Below are 14,631 nucleotides of genomic sequence, written 5' to 3'. Positions count from 1 at the left end.
ATAAATTCCCTCTTTATCCATAAAATTAATTCTGAAGTAACTATACGCAGATTAAACGATTTTGTCAACTAGCTTGACATGCTTTTTATTTTATCTATACTAGTTAGAGAAAAGCGAACATAAAGCTTAGAAGAACTAATAAAATTCACAAGCGCTTTCATTATGATTAGATTAGTGTTTTGAAATTTGTTAGAGGATAGGAGAGGTGGCGTACAGCGTTATGAATGAAGAGCAAAGAGCGCTTTTAAAAAAAATTCCGATTGAGAATTTAATCTTTGGTATTGGGGATGTGGCCTCCGCAACGGACGTGTCGCAAAGTCAGATTCGGTATTGGGAGAGTAAGGGGTATATCCGTAGTGAGGTCGTTAATGGGAGTAAAAATCGCAAGTTTTCCTATAAGACGGTCCTTAAGGTGGAACAGATCAAGAGTTTTCTGGATGATGGCTATACGTTAGTTGGGGCAGCTAAGCAAGCTCAAAAAAGAAATGACTATTTTGAAACGTTGCGTTCCTTCTTTGAGTCTCGTTTTGAGGGGATGGCGATTACAGATGGGCTGGCTGAAATCGACATGGGGACGTTTGATCCAGAGCCGACTAAGCACTTAATTGCCCAACGAATAGATAACAAGTGGCAGTTTAAGCTGATTGACGCCACGAATTAGGGCGATTTCATTGTGTATCGGTGGTAACAATGGTAACCTGAAGTCACGGGAGAACTTTTCGTGATGGGCAGAAAAAACTTTCGATACCAATCGATCTTCTGGCTGGATTGGTGGTCAATCATGTTGTTGACGTGTTGTGAAACCAGGCGAATAACCAAGAGTAATAGCGCGTTTATCTTGCGCATGGACTACGCTGGCTGATGTCAGCGTAAGCAATCGTGAAACTAAAACGACGTGTTTTTGGAAAATTAAAGTGTTTTGATTTTTCGCTCGCCTATCACCGCTCCCGTACGAACCATCCCAGTTTAGAAAGTTCTGGGGTGGTTTTTTTGTGTGGAGAGAGTGTGGAGCGAGGCGTTTAGGTTCTGAGCATTAACGTCGGTTCAGTGATGACCCCGTTTCTGGGTCATTGCTGAACCGGGGTTAAGCGCAGGAACCTGCCTCGTGGAACTCGTTTCAGAAGCCGCCAGGACCAGCATATAAGCAGGAGAGAACCAAGCTTAACGGCCTAAGACAGAGAGCGGTCAGCAAATAGTGCCAGGGTTAAGCGGAGCCGGCTGCCCGGTAGTAGCACGTTTCAGAAGCCGCCAGGACCCGTAGCACTTAAAAAGCAGTGGCGACGAAACAACAGGCTGAAAAAGCGGTCGTATAAATTATCTCTTGAAGCTAGCTAACGTTCGCGACAAAAAACGTTGGCTTTTTTAAGGTCTAAAATAACATCGAATTCGAAGTTACAGCCCACTATTTGTGCACAAACTCACGTATTTTATGAAAGCAGCTTAAGAAAATGAACGAAAAATTAGAACTCTAAGTAGTCATCAATTTCAATAGCACCAAGCTTTCACTACTTTTTCAAAAAAATAAAGCAAAAAAGTTATCTATTTCGTTGAAATCTGACGCGAACGTGTTAAGATAACAAAATCGCTTTAAAGCAAAAACAAAAAGGATGGTGTTACACATGCTGTTACGACAAGCTACTATGGCTGACTTACCACAAATTGAATCGATTATTCGCGATGGCCGTGAGTTATTGGCGGCCCAAGCAATTGACCAATGGCAAGGAGCGTACCCGAACACGGCGGTCCTAGTCGACGACATTCACCAAGGATGGACGGTCGTTTTGGAAGAGAACAACGAAATTTTGGGAACTGCTGCCCTGATTCCAGGGGAGGACCCAACGTATAAACAGATCGATGGTCAGTGGCTGACTGTGCAGGCACCATACCTGGCAATTCATCGCGTAGCAGTGTCGAGTCACCATCGTGGCCACGGCTTAGCGGGCGAACTATTCCAACGGTTATTCGCACAGATTGACCATGCCCAAAACATCGAAAGTATCCGGATCGACACGCATCCGCAAAATATGGCGATGCAACACGTGATTAAAAAGAACGGCTTTACCGAAACTGGGATGATCGATTTAGAAGCTGCTGGACTGAAGGGTACCAAAGATTATGCGTACGAACGATTGACGGCAAACGTTAAGTCGGTTCATGTCGTTCATGCTGAAATTGTAAAATAAAGACGTGGGATGCCGCAATCATGGGTGACACGCGTTAACAACCTTAAATGAATACATTACTATAGAAGGATTGGTTCCGTTTTCACTCGGAATTGATCCTTTTTACTTGTCTAAGTCACCATTCGCACCAGAAAAATGTCAGGTTAGCTGGAACCCTACTTTTCATTCCCCCTAAACTCTGCGATAATAGAGAATAGAAGTTAGATGCGGAGGCGGTGTGATTGGAGAAGAGTTTATCCGGTGGTCGGTTCTTACTGGTCACAGTGTTGAATGTTATTATTACGATATTTGAATTGTTAGGTGGCTTGCTGTCAGGCAGTTTGTCACTGTTGTCAGATGCCTTCCATAACTTGGGGGATGCGCTCTCAATTGTGTTGAGCTACGCAGCTCACCGAATTGGTGGCCGGCAGCAGACCCGAACCAATACGTTTGGTTATCGGCGAGCGGAAATTTTAGCGGCGCTGCTGAACTCCGGTGTGCTGATTGTGATTTCCCTTATTTTGGCAGGAGAAGCCGTGCGGCGACTGTTGCATCCGGAACCAGTCAAAGGGGATATCATGTTGTTGGTCGCGGTTGTGAGCTTCCTAGCTAACTTGTTGTCCACGGTGCTTTTGAACCGCGGGTCGAAGCACAACTTAAATATTCGGGCGACCTACCTGCATTTATTGAGTGACGCCTTGGCCTCAGTGGGGGTCATTGTGGGGGCCTTACTGATCACCATTTGGCAGATTAGTTGGGTCGACCCTACGATTACGATTTTAGTGGCCTTGTATATTTGCTACGAGTCGTTACCGATTGTAAAGCAGACCTTTGGTATCCTAATGGAAGCCTCGCCGGACCTGGATTACGAGGGGATCGCCAAAGACATCTGTGCTTTGCCCGAGGTGGAAGGGGTCCATCACTTACACGCTTGGCAGATCGACGAGAACAATATCGTGGTGTCGATGCACGTTAACATGGACAATGTTCCCATCAGTGAGATTGAGCCTATTTATCGGCAGATTGAGTCCTTGCTCTGTCAGAAATACAACGTCAATCACGTGACGATTCAGGCGGAATGTCATCGTGGAGAAGACGAATCGCTCTTTTATCAACAAAATGATTGGCGGCATAACTAATTCGGTTGGTTTAGTTCAGCCGCCGTTTGAATCTTTTTTCGGGGTATTTTCTGGCTAGTCTGTGGTAAAATTAGAGCATTAAGCAACAAAAGATGTTAATGAGGTTTTGAACCGCTATCGTTGGTTGGTAGTGGTGGATTGGTAACACACATTCTAGATGAGGTGAACAGTGATGACTCCGATGAAGGAGGATTATTTAAAAATTATTTTTGAGCTGGGCGGGAAGCAAAAGAAAGTTTCCAACAAGCAAATCGCAATTAGCTTGAATATTGCTGCCGGATCCGTGACCGAAATGGTGAACAAGATGTCGGCGGAAGGACTGGCCGAACACACGCCGTATGCTGGTATTTCGCTCACCAATAAAGGAATCCGTTTGGCGGAAGATCTGGTGCGTAAACACCGAATCTGGGAAGACTTCTTGGTCGAAAAATTAGACTATGACTTACCCGACGTTCACGATGAGGCCGAGGTCTTGGAACACGTGACGAGTGCCAAATTGGTGAATTCATTGGACGACATGCTGGGGCATCCCACGCATTGTCCCCACGGTGGCGTGATTCCTGACCGCTACGGCCACTACCACGAAGATAGTCATACGGTTTTAAATGAAGCCGAAGACGGCACTGTGGTGACGGTCGACCGGTTTATTGATAATCATGACCTGTTGACTTACCTTGGGGATCTCAAGTTAGATATTGGCGATCAACTCAAGATTTTGAAACACGATCCGTTCGAAGGTCCCGTGACGGTACAGAACCTGACGGATGACGCCGAACTCATTGTGAGTTATAAGGCGGCACATTACATTTTTGTGAAATAGATTAAGCTAGGAGTCTGGGACAAAAACCCAGACTCCTTTGGTATCTCCGAATTTACATTGCTGAAACGTGGGACAAAAGGCGGCTGACTCAGCTTAAAACTGATAGCTGAAAGTCAAAATGCTTATTCTACTCTTGCAACCGTAGGAATTGTCACCGCTAAATTAGTGGTACTGGCCGCCTCCGGCTTTGATTGTGCAGGTCAATTCCAATCACTGAATCTCAAGTGGTTGCTAAAGCCTAAGCATAATTCAATAGCGTTTCAAACGGTATGATTCATGTTGCCTCAAACCAACTACGTCAGCCGAGAGGTCGGCAGATATGGGCTCAGGCGCGTCGTTCTACTTAGTTAGTGGGTGAATTTCCCACTGGCTTAGTAGAAAACCAAGCTTGGAGACTCGGTCCTTTCGAGGCTTCAAGTTGTGTTCGCACCGATCCAGCCCATATCTGCCGGCCGGTAAGGCGATGGTTGGACAACGTTGCCTAATTTTAGTCCCGTATCGTTGCAACAACAGTCATGATTGGCATTTCAGACCTTTCAGCTGATAGTCAATAATCCAAGCTAGGGATTATTCGGTTATCGGCCTTAATGCTCGCTAGCTAATCGCCTTTTTATATGAAAACTCTCTTTACTAGCACGCTGACCAGGCCTAGATTATTTTAATTTTGGTGGAACACTGATTTTTGTATTTTCCCGGTGCGAGAAGTGCCGTATAATGATAAAAAAGTGTGGTCTGTTTGGCAGGCCAATACGTTGCTGAGAGAAGAGGAAGACGGGATGAGTAGTCAAAAGAAACGGGACCAGTTGATTCTCCACACGGCACTCACTGCCGGCCGAATCATGATTGAAAATGGGTCGGAAATTGAGCGGGTCGAGGATACCATGACCAGAATTGCCCACAATGCGGGGGCCCAGACAAGTCAACTGTTTGTGATGATCACGGGAATCCTGATGGCGATCAATGGTGAGGTTGGCGCGCAGATCGAACCGGTCAAGCGCCGGACATTTGACTTGGAAAAAATTGCTGTAGTCAATGACCTATCTCGGCAATACGCGGATCATAAGATCGATCTGCAACAATTTTCGAACCGGCTCGACCACTTGGATAGCGTCAGCCGCTACTTTCCGTTTTGGCTCCAACTTTTGGCGGCCGCGATGGTCAGTGGGCCACTCGAAGTTGTCTTTCGTCACAATTTGCCGGACTTTTGGATCACTTGTGTCGTGGGGATGCTGGGGTGGCTAGTGTACTACCTGCTGAGCAAGTTTATCCAGATTCGCTTCTTGTCGGAATTTGCTGCAGCGGCCGCAATTGGCGTCTTAGCGGTGTTGGGTGTCCATCTGGGGTTGGGAAACAGTGTCGATGACATCATCATTGGGAGTGTCATGCCATTGGTCCCCGGTGTCCCAATCACCAACTCAGTTAGAGATATTCTAGCGGGAAATCTGGTTAGCGGGCCTGCCCGGGGAGTGGAAGCCCTGGTGAGTGCGGCGGCAATCGGTTTTGGCATCGCCATGGTTTTACAATTCATGTAAGGAGGCGACACGGATGACGGTTATTCAATTTTTGGTTGAGGTTGCGGGGACTTATGTGGCCACATTGGCCTTTGGCATTCTGATCAATATTCCTCGGCGGGCGCTAAATATTGGCGGGTGGATCGGTGTACTGGGCTACCTCCTGTATCGCTTTACGGTACTGGGTGGGGGTGGCTATGTTGTTGGTAACCTGCTGGGTGCGGTCGCCATCGGGGTCGCCTCACTGCAGGCGGCTAAATTTAAAAAAATGCCGATGATTCTCTTTAATATTCCGGCTATTGTCCCCTTGGTGCCCGGTGGCCAGGCGTACCAAATGGTTAAGAACTTTGCGTTGGGACAGAACAATACGGCGTTTAACTATTTACTCCAGGTCGTGATGATCTCCGGGGCAATTGCGTTTGGCTTTCTGCTATCAGAGCTGGTCAATCGTGTGCAGCGGCGGGTTTGGCGACATCGACGGTAGTGTTTAGGAAATTCTTAAGGCGGGGGAACCTAGCAATCTGGTAATGGGGTGGTATACTCATTGCTAGGGGTTTTCCCAGAATCAGGTCTGATGAAAGGAATTAAAATCATGATGTTATTCAATCGGGACCGTGACCGACCATGGAAGTTTGGTCTAGCAACGGTACTGTTTTTAATTGTCGCATTTTACATACAAGCGCAGAATGCCTACGTGGAGTTCTTAGATTCGTCGATTGTTGACGTGATTCAGAAGAATCAGCCCGGGTGGAAGACACTACTTTATCGGGGCGTGACGAGCCTGGCGGAACCGAAGCTAACCATTGTTTGGGTCTTGATTCTCGCGTTTCTTCTGTGGGGTTTTAAATTCAAGATTCCCGCGCTGTGGAGTCTCGCAACGCTAGCTGGCGGGGACGTCATTGCCGCGCTGGTTAAAAATGTGGTTAAGCGTGCCCGACCCACAGCCCATTTAGCTATTGATGATGGCTATAGTTTCCCAAGTGGACATGTTTTTGGGACATTTCTCTTGGTTGCTATGATCTGGTTGATCTTGATTCCCATGATCAGTGCCAGTTGGAAGGCCTGGACCGTCCGCATCATCTTGATCATTTGGATGGGTCTGGTCATGATCTCACGGGTCTATCTCAACGCGCATTTCCCAACTGATACGATTGGGGCGGTCTTATTAGCCTACTTGTGGTTACAGATTGCGCAAGGTATCTACATCAGATTGGCGCCAGTCATGCAAGGCTGGCCATTCTTGAAGAAATCAGAAATTTAGGGTAAATAAAAGAGACATGTGCAATCCCAGTAAGGGAAGGCGCGTGTCTCTTTTGGTAACAAGCTGAAGGTTGAAAGTTCTAAAACGCCTAGTATGACGGGTGTAACAGAAAGACTGCGGCTAAAACTAGGCAACACAGGCCAATCATCACCTTACCGACCGGCAGATATGGGCTGGATCGGCGCGAACGCAATTTGAAGTCACGAAAATGCCAATTCTACCGACTAGTTCAATTCCGCCAGCCATTCGGTAGCGAGGTCCAGCCAGTGGGCGACGTGGGGCAGATCGGTGCCCTTTCGCCAAGCCGTGACGTCGTTGGCCAAAGCCAGCCCATGAGGCCCAGCATGGAACATATGCAGTTCCGTGTCGACATTATGTGCTAAGGAAGCTTGCACGTAAGCGAGCGTGTTTTGCACGGGGACCAGGGGATCGGCGGCCGTGACCCAGACAAAGGTTGGTGCGTTGTCAGTGGTGACCAATTTATCGGCGGCAATCTCAGCGGGGTCATCGGTCCATTCGGCGAGAGTGGTATCATCATTTGGAAAGCCAGCAGCCGGTGTAATGACTGGGTAGCCCAAAATGATGGCGTGCGGTTTGATCTGTGCCGGTGTCGTAGCGGCTACTTGATTGAATTGGGGGTCGTTCCAGGAATCGTTAAAGAGAGCGACGATATGACCACCAACGGAAAAACCGGCAACGTTAATATTAGCCGGATCAATTTGCCAGTCTGTCGCGTTAGCACGAATCAGCGCGAGGCTTTTCGCGAGTTCAACGACTGGAGTTGGTAGGAGTGGCTGACATTCTCCGGTGAAGGAGTAGCGGAGGAAGAAAGCCTGGTAACCCTTGGCGAACCATGCCATGGCTAAGTCTTCAGCCTGTTGCTCGGGAATATGCGTATACGAGCCGCCGGGAACAATGACGATGGCTGGATAAGTCGCCGTATCATCGTGTGGATGACGTAGGTAGCCTTGCAGGTAAGCAGCAGAATCGTTAGCGAGTGCTTGGGTGATAATTTTCAAGTGTGAAACCTCCCAAATAAGCTATAATAAATTCATTGTACCACGTGTTCAGCAAAATGCTTTTGAACGAAACATCAATTTAGTGCTGTTCGAAAAGAGGAATAAAAATGCAGAAAGTGATTGAAACATCGCGGTTGCGACTACGGCCGTTAACGGAAAGTGATCTCCCAGACTATCAGCGGTTAATGATGATGCCGGTCTTAAATGAGGCCAATGGGGGTAACGTGAGCCCCACGCCGGCCGATATTGCGCAATGGCTGACGGCAGACCGTCAAAGCCCATACGCCTTTGCCATCGAGGAGCGGGCCACGTCACGTTTCATGGGAACGATTCTGTACTATGCGCACGATTTGGCGGCCAGTCAGCCGGAATACGACATCGGTTACTTTCTAGATCCTGTAGATTGGGGTCAAGGCGTCATGCCAGAAGCCATTCGGGCGAGCCTAGAAGTGATCAGTCAGGCGCAACGGACGAAACAAATCGTTTGGGCGACCTGCTTACTGGAAAATAAGCGGTCACGTCGCGTTCTAGAAAAGTTAGGGTTTGAAACGGTCGACGACCACTTTATGGCGCCAGGCGGCTCAGGACTGACGCCGGTAGCCCAGTATTTATTTCGGTTGGTGGTCATGCCATCATAGGAGATTAAGGTGAATGGGGACAAGCACCTGATTCGACTTGCCATGGCAATCATAGGCGGAACGGGGAAATCATTCCGTAAGATTAACCAAATATGAGTGAAAATAATTGATTTTAATTGCAATTTAATGTTGCAATCTGAAAAGGACATGCGTATACTACAATGTATCGAATAGAAGAGGCGCGACCAACAAGAGTCGCTTTCCCAAGATGGGTCACATCGTAGCGGGAAAGTTAAAGGGGCGGTCGCCGAAACTTGTACGTGAGGACATAGCGGACAGGTTGGGTCCTGGTTCAACAGATCAGGGACTGTCGCAGCCAAATAGGGTTGCGGGGCGCTTTCAACGATATTGACTTGGAATAATGAATTTTCCAATCTCTTTCGCGGGCTTTTATGGCGAAGGAGATTTTTTAGTTCACTGGGTCGTTTCGAGGAAGTCCTTCTAAAATAAGAAGGAGGAAACATTTATGGAACAGAGTATGACAAACGCAACAACCAGCGAGGCCTCTGATCAGGTTAAGCGGGGACTTAAGACGCGGCACGTTTCAATGATCGCGTTAGGTGGCTGTATCGGGACGGGGCTATTCGTCGCTAGTGGGTCGGCAATTTCAACTGCTGGGCCTGGTGGTGCACTGACTGCTTACGTTGCCATGGGTCTGATGGTGTACTTCTTGATGACCAGCTTAGGCGAAATGGCGACAAACATGCCGATCTCAGGGTCATTTGCCGCTTACTCCGCGAAGTATGTCGATCCAGCGTTGGGCTTTGCCATGGGTTGGAACTACTGGTTTAACTGGGCCATCACTGTGGCCGTTGACATTTCAACCGCTGCTTTGGTTATGAAGTTCTGGTTACCTGGGATTCCCGGTTGGATCTGGAGTGCCATTGCGTTAGGCATTGTCTTCTTGATCAACGCTTTAGCCGTTCAAGCCTTCGGAGAAACCGAATTCTGGATGTCTTTGATCAAGGTTGTGACAATTTTCGTCTTCTTAGCTGTGGGGTTAATGGTCATCGTGGGAATCATGGGTGGCCATGCAACGGGCTTGGAAAACTTTACTTACAAGAAGGCGCCATTCGTTGGTGGCTTCCCCGCAATCCTGAGCGTTTTCGTGGTTGCTGGGTTCTCGTTTCAAGGAACTGAATTGGTTGGGATTACTGCTGGTGAATCTGAAGATCCAGCACACAGTGTTCCCAAGGCGATTAATTCCGTATTCTGGCGGATCATCTTATTCTACATTTTAGCTATTTTTGTTATTGCCGCCGTCTTACCTTATACCAGCAAGGACCTGTTGGGGTCTTCTGCTAGTGACATTGCGATCAGTCCCTTCACGTTGGTCTTCCAGCGTGCTGGCTTGGCTGCTGCCGCTAGTGTTATGAACGCCGTTATCTTGACGTCAGTTATTTCCGCTGCTAACTCAGGGATGTACGCGTCTACGCGGATGTTGTACTCCTTGTCCAAGGAAGGCTACGCACCACAATTGTTCGAACGGACGGGGAAGAATGGGATTCCTTACCCAGCCTTGTTTGCCACGACGATTGTTGCGGCTTTGACCTTCGTCAGCAGTATTGCCGGTCCTCAGATCTACATGTGGTTAGTGGCCGCCAGTGGGTTGACTGGGTTCATCGCTTGGTTCGGGATTGCTTTATCTCACTACCGGTTCCGGCGGGCCTTCATCAAGCAAGGTCACAAGTTATCTGAATTGAGTTACCATGCAAAGTGGTTCCCAATTGGGCCTATCTTGGCCTTGATCTTGTGTGTGGCGGTAATCGTGGGCCAAGATCCACAATCTTTCTTCTCAGGTAACTGGGAACAAGTTCTGATCACCTACATCAGTGTGCCTTTGGTCTTGGTTCTGTACTTTGGGTACAAGCTCAAGAAGCACACGAAGTTAATTCCACTCAGTGAAGTTGACGTGGCACCGGTCCACAAGGACGGCACGTTAAAGGAAGCTAAGACGACTACCAACGATTAATAACGTTTCTCGAAATAAAAACGTGTGGGCACACGAAAAATTTAAATAAATTAAAGCGGCGACTGGTCGGGGAAATCCCCACCGGGCGCCGCTTCTTGTCCGTCAACAACCCAAAACAGGAAAACCGGCCAGACCGAATTTGGGACAACATATTGTCTTTTACGAATGAGGTTGGTACAATATGTGGTGTTGAATTTTTCGGTCCAGGCGTTAGCTGAATGGACTAATAGGAACCGTTAAAACAGTTGTAGTGTCGGAATAGCCGACACGTCGTTATTTAAAGGAGAGATTGCATGCTTGTATTATCCGGAACCATTGGCGCCGGCAAAACGAGTCTGACCACTTTGTTAGCCGAACATTTACACAAACCAGCTTTTTACGAATCAGTCGATGACAATAAAATTTTGCCGTTGTTCTACCAAAATCCTCAAAAGTATGCTTTCTTATTGCAAATCTACTTTTTAAACAAGCGTCTGGACAACATCAAGGCCGCTAACGCCGATGATGAAAGTGTCTTGGATCGTTCCATTTTTGAAGATTCCTTACTCTTTCATTTGAACGCTGACTTGGGCCGTGCAACCAGTACGGAAGTTGATATTTACGACTCCCTGTTGGCGAACATGATGCAGGAATTACCTGATGCCACGCACAAGAAAAATCCAGACTTGCTGATTCACATCAACATCTCCTTCGAGACGATGTTGGAACGGATCAAAAAGCGGGGCCGTTCATACGAACAGATCGACCACGATCCAAGTCTGTACGAATACTACCAACAACTCGATCAACGTTACGTGAACTGGTACAACAACTACGACAAGTCCCCTAAGATGCAAATCGACGGTGACAAGTTGGACTTTGTTGAAAACCCAGCTGCACGTGAAGAAGTCCTACATTTGATCGATGAAAAGATTGCGTCACTTTAGTCGTTGTCAACGCCGTGAAAATGCGGTATGATATGACCAATTAGTAAACACGTGAAGTGCCTATCCAGTAGACGGCCAGAGAAGCGGAGAAAGCTGCAAACCGCGACGTCGAAAATTCCAGCACTAAAGAAGTGGGCGGGTAATGCCGCACGGTGCAAACCGTTATCATGTTCAAGGGTGTAACTGGGCGATCAGCTACGAACTTGGGTGGTACCGCGAAGGTCTTCGTCCCATGTGACGGAGGCTTTTTTTGTATCATCCGTGAAATCGAAGGGAGAAACAGAGTATGTTAGATTTAAAGTTGATTCGGAATGAACCAGATTTTATCAAGGAAAAGTTGGCGACACGTGGGGTTGACCCAGCCGACATCGACAGTCTGTTGGCCTTAGACAAGCAACGTCGTGACCTGATCGTGAAGAGTGAAAGCATGAAGGCCCAACGTAACACGGTGTCCGATGAAATTTCACAACTGAAGCGTGACAAGAAGGACGCTAACGACAAGATTACCGAAATGCGTCAGGTGAGTGCCGAGATCAAGACAATCGATACCGAACTCGATACATTGAAGGAAAAAGTTCATGATGCAGCGGCGCATTTGCCAAACATTCCTAACGACAACGTTCCTGTCGGTCTGACCGAAGATGGAAGCGTGGAGATTCGTAAGTGGGGCGAAAAGCCAAACATGGACTTCACACCTAAGGCCCACTACGACTTGGGTGAAGATCTCGGCATCTTGGACTTCGAAGCCGGTGCCAAGGTTTCCGGTAGTCGTTACCTCTACTACCTCGGCTTGGGTGCGCGTTTGGAACGGGCCGTCTACAACTTCTTCTTGGATGAAAACACCAAGGCGGGTTTCAAGGAAGTGCTGCCACCTTACATTGTTAACGACGACTCCATGTACGGGACTGGCCAATTCCCTAAGTTCAAGCAAGACGTTTACCAATTACGTGACGAGGAAATGACGTTGATTCCAACTGCCGAAGTGCCATTGGTCAACTACTACCGCGACGAAGTGATCCCAGAAGAGGACTTGCCAGTCTGGTTCACGGCCTTAACACCAGCATTCCGGTCAGAAGCCGGGAGCGCCGGTCGGGATACCCGCGGCTTGATCCGGTTACACCAATTCAATAAGGTTGAAATGGTTAAGTTCTGTAAGCCAGAAAACTCATGGGACGAACTTGAGGCGCTGACTAAGCACGCTGAGGACCTCTTACAGAAGTTGGGACTGGCTTACCACGTGATTACCCTGACGACGAGTGACATGAGCTTCACGGCCGCAATGACCCACGATTTGGAAGTCTGGTTCCCAGAACAGAACACCTACCGTGAAATTTCCAGTTGTTCCAACACCACGGACTTCCAGGCACGACGGGCACACATCCAGTATCGTGACGACAATGGCAAGCTCCAATACGTCCATGCGCTGAACGGTTCCGGTTTAGCCGTTGGTCGGACCGTCGCTGCTATCTTGGAAAATTACCAAAACGCAGACGGCACCGTTACCATCCCAGAAGTCTTGGTTCCTTACATGGGCGGCGTCACAAAGATTACCAAGTAAGTTTAAGTTAAAATAAAGAGGCTCCCACCAAGGAAAGTTATCGTTGGTGGGCGTTTTTTTGTGTTGTGGGCGATGCAGAGAAACTGGACGAAAGAAGTTAGACGATGTGCAGCCGGTAACCCTAGTTTAGGGATGATCATTCACGGGGCCACAAACAGAGTACCGTGAATAGTTTAGTTTTAGAAGGGAGAGCATAAAATAGTGAATAAACAGCCGTTGCGGGAATTCTGCTAGTGACCAACGGGATAACGTTCCTTATCTGGGTCAAATGCATAGTTATGCCGAAAGGGAAAGGCAGCAAATTGAGATAAGCGGCTGGTTAGGCCACAATCTTTTTAACCGACAAACCTAGCAATAAAACGGATTCCACTTGAGATGAGTAAGTTTTTAAAACTTTTTGGAAAAAAGTCGCCAAAAGGTCTAGCTTTTTTTCTGGGGATAGGATACAATATTATTTGTTGTTACGAGAGTAGTTATTCAGTTCACGAATATTTATTCAAAATAATTTTAAAAACTGGTTGACAAGTTTTCGTCGGCATGGTAAATTATAATAGTTGTTTCGATTGAGAGAGTTGTTTCTCAGTTCGAATAAATGGAGGATTAGCTCAGTTGGGAGAGCGTCTGCCTTACAAGCAGAGGGTCACAGGTTCGAGCCCTGTATCCTCCATCGGGACTTAGGTCCTTGGCGTTAGTTCGCCAACGTTGCAGGTGTGGCGGAACTGGCAGACGCGCTAGATTTAGGTTCTAGTGTCTTATGACGTGGGGGTTCGAGTCCCTTCACCTGCATTAACCAAATATTGCAAAATATTGTTAAAATATTTTGCCGACTTAGCTCAGTTGGCAGAGCATCTCACTAGTAATGAGGAGGTCGGAGGTTCGAATCCTCTAGTCGGCATGGTTCCAAAAAACCAAATAGCCAATTTGCGGAAGTAGTTCAGTGGTAGAACATCACCTTGCCATGGTGGGGGTCGCGGGTTCGAATCCCGTCTTCCGCTTTTGCCCTTTTGCCGGGGTGGCGGAATTGGCAGACGCACAGGACTTAAAATCCTGCGGTCAGTGATGACCGTACCGGTTCGATCCCGGTCCTCGGCATTTAACTTAATAATAATTATGCACCCATAGCGCAACTGGATAGAGTGTCTGACTACGAATCAGAAGGTTGTAGGTTCGACTCCTACTGGGTGCATTTTTGTTGCTTATAAGTAATTATGGGCAATTTTTTCGGGAAGTAGCTCAGCTTGGTAGAGCACCTGGTTTGGGACCAGGGGGTCGCAGGTTCGAATCCTGTCTTCCCGATTAACTGGCGTAACCAGTCGCCAGCGGGCTATTTCGGGAAGTAGCTCAGCTTGGTAGAGCACCACGTTCGGGACGTGGGGGTCGCAAGTTCAAATCTTGTCTTCCCGATTTTTTTATCCCGAGACTATATATAATAATGTTAGAGAATCAGTTCATTGCGAATTGGTTCTCTTTTTTTCTGCCCTCAGATGGTTGAAAGCCAAAATATTCACCTTACTCTTGTGACTGTAGGAATTGTTGTCGCTAAATTAGGGCTCTTTGTCAACCGGTGTTGATGGAGGGAATTTCGGAGGTTCAATTCATTTACGAATTGGGCCTCTTTTTTGTAC

12 protein-coding genes, 8 tRNA genes and 1 riboswitch are annotated in these 14,631 nt (G+C 47.6%); of the genes, 19 read left to right on the top strand and 1 reads right to left on the bottom strand.

Annotation, left to right across the window (positions count from 1 at the left end; all coding sequences use genetic code 11):
• Positions 1–220 precede the first annotated feature (220 nt).
• The 7 genes from EKM89_RS10130 to EKM89_RS10100 all read left to right on the top strand — a co-directional run bounded on the left by EKM89_RS10130 (position 221) and on the right by EKM89_RS10100 (position 6,893).
• The gene (locus EKM89_RS10130; RefSeq protein WP_125688215.1) at positions 221–661 is read left to right on the top strand and encodes a MerR family transcriptional regulator; all 441 of its coding nucleotides are present in this window, start codon (positions 221–223) and stop codon (positions 659–661) included.
• Positions 662–1,619: 958 nt separating this feature from the next.
• Positions 1,620–2,183 carry a GNAT family N-acetyltransferase gene (locus EKM89_RS10125; protein WP_125688213.1) on the top strand — a complete coding sequence of 188 codons (564 nt, stop codon included), beginning with the start codon at positions 1,620–1,622 and terminating at the stop codon, positions 2,181–2,183.
• 221 nt (positions 2,184–2,404) lie between these two features.
• On the top strand, positions 2,405–3,301 hold the full coding sequence (locus EKM89_RS10120; RefSeq protein WP_125688211.1) for a cation diffusion facilitator family transporter: 897 nt from the start codon (positions 2,405–2,407) through the stop codon (positions 3,299–3,301).
• Between the two features lie 172 nt (positions 3,302–3,473).
• Entirely contained in the window at positions 3,474–4,121 is a 648-nt protein-coding gene (locus EKM89_RS10115) for a metal-dependent transcriptional regulator (protein ID WP_125688209.1), read from the top strand.
• 776 nt (positions 4,122–4,897) lie between these two features.
• On the top strand, positions 4,898–5,653 hold the full coding sequence (locus tag EKM89_RS10110; protein ID WP_125688207.1) for a threonine/serine exporter family protein: 756 nt from the start codon (positions 4,898–4,900) through the stop codon (positions 5,651–5,653).
• 13 nt (positions 5,654–5,666) lie between these two features.
• Positions 5,667–6,116, top strand: coding sequence for a threonine/serine exporter family protein (locus EKM89_RS10105; RefSeq protein ID WP_125688205.1), 450 nt, complete (start codon positions 5,667–5,669; stop codon positions 6,114–6,116).
• Between the two features lie 108 nt (positions 6,117–6,224).
• Positions 6,225–6,893 carry a phosphatase PAP2 family protein gene (locus EKM89_RS10100; protein ID WP_125688203.1) on the top strand — a complete coding sequence of 223 codons (669 nt, stop codon included), beginning with the start codon at positions 6,225–6,227 and terminating at the stop codon, positions 6,891–6,893.
• A 224-nt stretch (positions 6,894–7,117) separates the two neighbouring features.
• On the opposite strand, the gene EKM89_RS10095 is transcribed toward EKM89_RS10100, so the two are convergent.
• On the bottom strand, positions 7,118–7,912 hold the full coding sequence (locus tag EKM89_RS10095; protein WP_125688201.1) for an alpha/beta hydrolase: 795 nt from the start codon (positions 7,910–7,912) through the stop codon (positions 7,118–7,120).
• 107 nt (positions 7,913–8,019) lie between these two features.
• Between EKM89_RS10095 and EKM89_RS10090 the strand changes: the two genes are divergently transcribed.
• From EKM89_RS10090 to EKM89_RS10035, 12 genes are all read left to right on the top strand, one after another.
• The gene (locus EKM89_RS10090) at positions 8,020–8,550 is read left to right on the top strand and encodes a GNAT family N-acetyltransferase (protein WP_125688199.1); all 531 of its coding nucleotides are present in this window, start codon (positions 8,020–8,022) and stop codon (positions 8,548–8,550) included.
• Between the two features lie 166 nt (positions 8,551–8,716).
• A riboswitch (Lysine riboswitch) is annotated at positions 8,717–8,897 on the top strand.
• A gap of 119 nt (positions 8,898–9,016) precedes the next feature.
• Complete coding sequence (locus tag EKM89_RS10085; protein WP_191988763.1) at positions 9,017–10,522, top strand: amino acid permease; 1,506 nt, start codon at positions 9,017–9,019, stop codon at positions 10,520–10,522.
• 293 nt (positions 10,523–10,815) lie between these two features.
• Positions 10,816–11,448 carry a deoxynucleoside kinase gene (locus EKM89_RS10080; RefSeq protein ID WP_125688196.1) on the top strand — a complete coding sequence of 211 codons (633 nt, stop codon included), beginning with the start codon at positions 10,816–10,818 and terminating at the stop codon, positions 11,446–11,448.
• Positions 11,449–11,734: 286 nt separating this feature from the next.
• Positions 11,735–13,006, top strand: a complete 1,272-nt coding sequence (serS, locus tag EKM89_RS10075) for a serine--tRNA ligase (RefSeq protein ID WP_125688194.1) — start codon at positions 11,735–11,737, stop codon at positions 13,004–13,006.
• A 594-nt stretch (positions 13,007–13,600) separates the two neighbouring features.
• A tRNA-Val gene (locus EKM89_RS10070) sits at positions 13,601–13,673 on the top strand.
• Between the two features lie 37 nt (positions 13,674–13,710).
• Positions 13,711–13,792 (top strand) — tRNA-Leu (locus EKM89_RS10065).
• 36 nt (positions 13,793–13,828) lie between these two features.
• Positions 13,829–13,901 (top strand) — tRNA-Thr (locus tag EKM89_RS10060).
• A gap of 28 nt (positions 13,902–13,929) precedes the next feature.
• A tRNA-Gly gene (locus tag EKM89_RS10055) sits at positions 13,930–14,001 on the top strand.
• An 11-nt stretch (positions 14,002–14,012) separates the two neighbouring features.
• A tRNA-Leu gene (locus EKM89_RS10050) sits at positions 14,013–14,098 on the top strand.
• A gap of 20 nt (positions 14,099–14,118) precedes the next feature.
• A tRNA-Arg gene (locus tag EKM89_RS10045) sits at positions 14,119–14,192 on the top strand.
• 36 nt (positions 14,193–14,228) lie between these two features.
• Positions 14,229–14,302: transfer RNA gene (locus tag EKM89_RS10040), tRNA-Pro, on the top strand.
• A 34-nt stretch (positions 14,303–14,336) separates the two neighbouring features.
• A tRNA-Pro gene (locus tag EKM89_RS10035) sits at positions 14,337–14,410 on the top strand.
• Positions 14,411–14,631: the final 221 nt, after the last annotated feature.

Source organism: Levilactobacillus fujinensis, assembly GCF_003946335.1.
Taxonomy (GTDB): domain Bacteria; phylum Bacillota; class Bacilli; order Lactobacillales; family Lactobacillaceae; genus Levilactobacillus; species Levilactobacillus fujinensis.
The sequence above is the reverse complement of the archived record's forward strand: the minus strand, read 5'-3'. Positions and strand labels throughout refer to the sequence as shown.

Bases quoted from the DNA above. Each gene is read 5' to 3' on its own strand.
- EKM89_RS10105 (WP_125688205.1), top strand. From the start codon at position 5,667: ATGACGGTTATTCAATTTTTGGTTGAGGTTGCGGGGACTTATGTGGCC.
- EKM89_RS10115 (WP_125688209.1), top strand. From the start codon at position 3,474: ATGACTCCGATGAAGGAGGATTATTTAAAAATTATTTTTGAGCTGGGC.
- EKM89_RS10085 (WP_191988763.1), top strand. From the start codon at position 9,017: ATGGAACAGAGTATGACAAACGCAACAACCAGCGAGGCCTCTGATCAG.
- EKM89_RS10100 (WP_125688203.1), top strand. From the start codon at position 6,225: ATGATGTTATTCAATCGGGACCGTGACCGACCATGGAAGTTTGGTCTA.
- EKM89_RS10080 (WP_125688196.1), top strand. From the start codon at position 10,816: ATGCTTGTATTATCCGGAACCATTGGCGCCGGCAAAACGAGTCTGACC.
- serS (WP_125688194.1), top strand. From the start codon at position 11,735: ATGTTAGATTTAAAGTTGATTCGGAATGAACCAGATTTTATCAAGGAA.
- EKM89_RS10125 (WP_125688213.1), top strand. From the start codon at position 1,620: ATGCTGTTACGACAAGCTACTATGGCTGACTTACCACAAATTGAATCG.
- EKM89_RS10110 (WP_125688207.1), top strand. From the start codon at position 4,898: ATGAGTAGTCAAAAGAAACGGGACCAGTTGATTCTCCACACGGCACTC.
- EKM89_RS10090 (WP_125688199.1), top strand. From the start codon at position 8,020: ATGCAGAAAGTGATTGAAACATCGCGGTTGCGACTACGGCCGTTAACG.
- EKM89_RS10130 (WP_125688215.1), top strand. From the start codon at position 221: ATGAATGAAGAGCAAAGAGCGCTTTTAAAAAAAATTCCGATTGAGAAT.